The following is a 4,825-nucleotide window of genomic DNA, read 5'->3' as shown; positions in this document are numbered from 1 at the left end:
AGCCGAGACCAGGCAGCGGCATCAACATACCCTCGCGGCATAACCATCGAGTGTCCGAGATCACGGGCAAACTTCACACGGCAACGCTTCCATATCGACGGACACGTACGAGAGGGACCTGCATCGCCGACCAGACTTCCCGGCACACCGAAGCGAAACTGTACGTCAAGGACACGACAGCGGGGCATCAAGAAATCGTTAAAGCCATCGCCCGACCTACACGGAGGGAGATGCGCCCCCATCTCGGCGAATCCTGAGGAGGGAGCCCGACTCAGCGGAACCGGCATTCAGCGTGCCGCAGCGACTGCCTCCTGGCCCCCGGCACTGGCACGGTGCGGGGTGAGACCGGGAAGAGCGCGGGCAGATACCCGTCGGTCGCCTCGCTGTAGCGGGCGCTGGCCGACGCCGGGGAGACCGCGTTGATCTCCCGGCCGACCCGCCCCGCCGCCGAACCGCGCGGCCGGAGAGGATGGGGCGGTGAGCACTGCGCTGGCGGAGGCTCTCTCCGCCGTTCTTCTTGTGGTCGTACTGGCGTGCGCGGTGATGCGCCCGTTCGGCTGGCTGGAGGGGGTCGTCGCGGTCCCGGCTGCCGGTGTCGTCATCGCCACCGGGGCGATTTCGCTGGACCATACGGCTGCCGAGGCTGCCCGGCTGGGGCCGGTGATCGGGTTCCTGGCGGCCGTGCTGGTCCTGGCCCAGCTGTGCGACGACGAGGGGCTGTTCCACGCGTGCGGCGCGTGGATGGCCCGCACCGCGGAGGGACGGCCGCGCCGCCTGGTGGTACAGGTGTTCGCTCTCGCTTCGGTGATCACTGCGGTGCTCAGGCTCCCATCCGAAATCGGCATGAGTATCCCGAGCGAGCGCCACGCCAGAGCCTCCGACCTGCATGTTCGAAGATGGCGAAGACTCACTGTCAAAGAAGCTGAAACGGCTGGGTTCGCTGTCAATCCAGTCGATTGGATGACGGCGGACACTCCGGCCGGGGGAGGTTGGGCGGAGGGCCATCCAGTACTCTTGAAGAGTTCTTCAATTCGCTAGTTGCCATGTTAGACAGATCCTAGGGGAGGTGGTCCTCGGTGGGCGGTTTCACCGAGGCCGTACTGGAGCGGGTACGCGCGGCGCGTACCGCACTGTCGGCGGCGCTGGAGGACGAGGACGCCTACGAGGTGGCCGTGGCGCAGGACGAACTGGACGATGCGCTGCGGGTGGCGCGACGGCACGGCATCGATGCCGGCGCGGACGCTGCGGCGGAGGAGGGGTGATGGGGATGCCGGTCCCGCTGTACGAGGCGAAGGCCGAATTCTTCCGGATGCTCGGCCACCCGGTGCGCATCCGCGTGCTGGAGCTGTTGCAGGACGGCCCGAAGCCGGTGCGTGAGCTGCTGGCGGCGATTGAGGTCGAGCCGTCGAACCTGTCGCAGCAGCTGGCGGTGCTGCGCCGTTCCGGGATCGTCACCGCCACCCGCACCGGGTCGACGGTCATCTATGAGCTGGCTGGCGGCGATGTGGCCGAGCTGCTCGCCGCCGCGCGGCGGATCCTGACGAGCCTGCTGACCGGCCGGCAGGACCTGTTGGACGAGCTGCACGCGGCGGAGCCGGTGCGGTGAGCGGTATCGGGGGGTTCCGGCCGCCGTGGCGACGCCACCGGCCGGCCGCGGCCGTCGAGCACGTATTGCCTGCGGTGCAGCGGCACATCGCCTCGTTCCGGCCGGGGCCCGAGGCGGTGCGCCGGGCCCGGGAGGCAGTGGCCGAGCGGCTGCCCGCCGCCGGTGTTGCGGCGGGCTCCGCGTTCGCGGACGCGGTGCTGCTCGTGGTCAGCGAGCTGGTCGTGAACGTGCTGCGGCATGCGCCTTCCTCGCCGGTGATGGATGTGGGGATAACGGTCGCGGCTGGGCAGTTGGTCGTCAGCGTCGCGGACGCCGAGCCGGGGCTGCCGGATCTCAGTGAGGCGGGCATGGGCGCGGGGCTGCGGATGGTGGCCGAGCTGGCCGCCGACTACGACGGTGGCATCAGCGCGGAGCCCGCTGTTGATCATGACGGCAAGGTCGTCCTCGTGCGGTTCAGCGTTCCGTCGTAAAGGTGCGGACACCAGACATACACGTCACGCGAGAGGCAAGGAGGCAGTGCTGTGAGCGATGAGGGGCCCGAACAGCCCACTGGCACCCCCGGCAAGCGGCCCAAGGCGAAGACCAAGGTCACCAAGGACAGGGAGTGGCGGATCGAGCGCGGAGTCGCCATCCGGGTCGGCTTCTACATCTTCGGCACACACCTGTTCGCCGGGTTCGTGTGGCTGCTGTTCTACCTGGGTGAGCACGCGCACAAGTGACTCGCGTACTCGGCCGGGGAAGACGATCGACCGGAACCTGCGAGACCGTGCCGGAACGGGTTCGGCGATGGGAGAGGAACTGCCTGAAGTGATCGCTGTTGTGGGACACCCCGATCTCACCGCGCCCACGCTGGCGATGCTGGAGGAGGAGTTCTACTGGCGGCTGTCCGAGTTCGCGCGTATGGGCAAGGCGGGGCTGGTGCGGGCCGGGCAGGGGCTGCCGGTCGCCTTCGGCAGGGCCGCCCGGGCCGCGGGACTCGCGTTGGTGACCGCCCTGCCGTCCCGCAACGGCGTGCCCGAAGTGCTGGAGCCCTACGATCGAAGGGCCGCCGGGGAACTGCTGCTGCTCTCGCAGCAGGTGCGGCTGCTGGAGTACGACCCGTCCGACCCGGGCGCCTGCCTGGGCGCGGACCAGAGCCTGCTGCGCTCATGCGCCCGCCTACTGGCGGTGTGGGACGGCTCCCCGTCCGACGACCGGGACACCACGGCCCACCTGGTGGCGTTCGCCCGCGGCAGCGGCGTGGACGTCGACGTCCTGTGGCCCGAGGGAGCCGGCCGTATGGCACGGGGCGAGGGGGTGTCGTGACCCCGAGGCCGTCCGGCCCCGGTCCGCTTGTGCGGATGGTCGAGCTCGGCCGCGAGGAGGCCCTGAAACTGCTGGGCACCGTGCACGTGGGGCGGGTGGCCTTCACCGAGCAGGCGCTGCCCGTGATCCGGCCGTCAACCACCTCGTCGACGGCGACCTCATCGTCAGGCGGTGAGCATCCGGCCGGAGATCGTCAACGGCTATCGGCTGGCGGCAGCCACGGATTCCTGACCCGTCCGAGTGCGCGCAATCATGGACGGCGATCCGGATCCGGGTCGCCAGAGCGTCGCTTCGCCACCGGATCGGGCCCCTGGCTGATGCCGACCGGCAGGGCCGACGTCCAGAAGCTGCCCTTCATAACAGCCGACGCACGCCAGATCCTGCGCGAGAGTCTTGATGACACAAGTGTCCGCGCCCGCGGGCTGCGCAGGACGGTCCGCGCGCCGATCGAGGAAAACCAACGGCTGCTCGATCGGAACGACCAGCTCCGGCATCGGCATGCCTGCATCGTCGAAATCAGCCGAGCCCTCCCGCCCGGCGCCCGACCTCGCCAGATCGGTCGATCGCAGCGGGAGAACGCTAATCGTGTGTCCGCGCGGCTCTGCCACGCGGACAGGCCCACCGGGCGGTGAGCTGAGCTTCGTCAGGTCGGACGGCCGGCGAAGCGTGACGAACCTCTCCGGTATGCGGTGGAGTGGCCGCCCGGAGAGGTGGTCATCCGCTGCGCGGCACTGGAGGGCGGCGGGAGGCCGGGGATGGGTACGACAGTCTGCCGGCGCGGGCGGGTGAGGATCGGCCCCGTCTTCAGCCGACCGCCGGACTCGGCCGGGCCGTGCTGGTTGCCGGCGGGGTAAGGACGACTTGCGGCTGGCCGGCGACCGGGGGCGGTGGGGTCACGTCCCGGGCCGGAAGCGTGGGCTGGGCGGTCTCCTGGAAGAGGGCCTGGTCGAAGTCGACCAGGCCGGTCTTCTCCACGACCATGATGTGATCGAGGATGGTGTCGTTGGCCAGGTCGGCCAGAGCGCGGACCAGAGAGTTCCTCGTGGTGCTGCGGACGCTCGCGATCGTGGTGAGCAACTGGCCGTCTGCCGCGCGCACGGTGGTCGCCATGTCGGCGCCGAACTGCCTGCCCCTGTCCGCGTTCAACCGGGAGACGAAGCCCTGCTGTTGCGACGACGGCTGGTTGGGCAGCGTGATGCCCAACCAGCCGGCGGCTTTACGGCAGGCGGCATCTAACGCGGCATCCCCGCCGATCAGACGCTCCCCAGCGATCTTGACCGTGTTCGTTGTGCCCTTCTTCGACGCCATCTGGCCGACGGAGTACTCCCACAGTCCGGCCGCGCGCACCTTGTGTGTGTGAGTAGTTGAGGTACAGGAAATCCCGGCGAGATTGATCTTGGTGCGGTTCCCCACTCCTGATGAGGCCCGGGTGTGCTGCATACGGCAGCGGTCTCATCCTCTTCGGGTTCGGGCCAGGGGCCGAAGGGACCGTGTTCCCCGGGGCCGGTGGCGCCGAGGAGGCCGGGATCCTTCCAGCGGTGCAGCGGCACGGGGATCACTGTGCTTTCCGTTCCGGGCCTGTGAGAGCACAAGGGCGTCTCGTCGCGCCGTGTCCCACTGCCGACCCCTCCATGGAGTTGGCCGCTTGAAAGGTTCCCCACGACGCGAAGCGATTGACAGGGGACCGTGAGCCGCCGGTCGGCCAACGCGCGGGGCGGATCAGTTGCGCGTGCCGGCCGGTGGGCCGACGACGGTGGTGAGCTGGAGTTTGGTCTCGTCCTCGCTGCCCGGCGCGGCGGTCATGATGACGATCTTGAGCTCGGTGTCGCCGTCGGTGAGGACATCGCAGTCCACCGTGACCGGGCCCACCGACGGGTGATCGACCCTCTTGTGGACCTCGCGGTTCGCGGTCAC

At 69.4% G+C, this 4,825-nt stretch carries 7 protein-coding genes and 2 pseudogenes; 7 read left to right on the top strand and 2 right to left on the bottom strand.

Annotated elements, in window-relative coordinates:
• Positions 1 to 477: 477 nt before the first annotated feature.
• The 7 genes and pseudogenes from KVT45_RS54520 to KVT45_RS54490 all read left to right on the top strand — a co-directional run.
• Positions 478 to 822, top strand: a pseudogene (locus KVT45_RS54520) (arsenic transporter); the annotation flags it as partial.
• A 254-nt stretch (positions 823 to 1,076) separates the two neighbouring features.
• Positions 1,077 to 1,262 carry a hypothetical protein gene (locus KVT45_RS54515; protein WP_217562477.1) on the top strand — a complete coding sequence of 62 codons (186 nt, stop codon included), beginning with the start codon at positions 1,077 to 1,079 and terminating at the stop codon, positions 1,260 to 1,262.
• A 5-nt stretch (positions 1,263 to 1,267) separates the two neighbouring features.
• The gene (locus KVT45_RS54510; RefSeq protein ID WP_217562480.1) at positions 1,268 to 1,606 is read left to right on the top strand and encodes a helix-turn-helix transcriptional regulator; all 339 of its coding nucleotides are present in this window, start codon (positions 1,268 to 1,270) and stop codon (positions 1,604 to 1,606) included.
• A complete protein-coding gene (locus KVT45_RS54505; RefSeq protein WP_308311172.1) occupies positions 1,603 to 2,076 on the top strand; it encodes an ATP-binding protein in 474 nt (157 codons plus the stop codon). The genes KVT45_RS54510 and KVT45_RS54505 overlap by 4 nt, the downstream gene beginning before the upstream one ends.
• A 51-nt stretch (positions 2,077 to 2,127) precedes the next feature.
• Positions 2,128 to 2,325 (top strand): DUF6126 family protein, encoded by a 198-nt coding sequence (locus KVT45_RS58320; protein WP_217562483.1) that lies wholly within the window; start codon positions 2,128 to 2,130, stop codon positions 2,323 to 2,325.
• 88 nt (positions 2,326 to 2,413) lie between these two features.
• Entirely contained in the window at positions 2,414 to 2,911 is a 498-nt protein-coding gene (locus KVT45_RS54495) for a hypothetical protein (protein ID WP_308311171.1), read from the top strand.
• A 35-nt stretch (positions 2,912 to 2,946) separates the two neighbouring features.
• Positions 2,947 to 3,543, top strand: a complete 597-nt coding sequence (locus KVT45_RS54490) for a pyridoxamine 5'-phosphate oxidase family protein (RefSeq protein WP_217562473.1) — start codon at positions 2,947 to 2,949, stop codon at positions 3,541 to 3,543.
• Between the two features lie 172 nt (positions 3,544 to 3,715).
• On the opposite strand, the gene KVT45_RS54485 is transcribed toward KVT45_RS54490, so the two are convergent.
• On the bottom strand, positions 3,716 to 4,351 hold the full coding sequence (locus KVT45_RS54485; protein ID WP_217562471.1) for a DUF4142 domain-containing protein: 636 nt from the start codon (positions 4,349 to 4,351) through the stop codon (positions 3,716 to 3,718).
• Positions 4,352 to 4,630: 279 nt separating this feature from the next.
• A pseudogene (locus KVT45_RS54480) lies at positions 4,631 to 4,825 on the bottom strand (transcriptional regulator); the annotation flags it as partial.

Origin of the sequence: Streptomyces sp. GbtcB6, assembly GCF_019091475.1 — a bacterium.
GTDB lineage: Bacteria > Actinomycetota > Actinomycetes > Streptomycetales > Streptomycetaceae > Streptomyces > Streptomyces hyaluromycini.
Note: the sequence above shows the minus strand (reverse complement) of the source record. Positions and strands in the feature narration are given on the sequence as shown.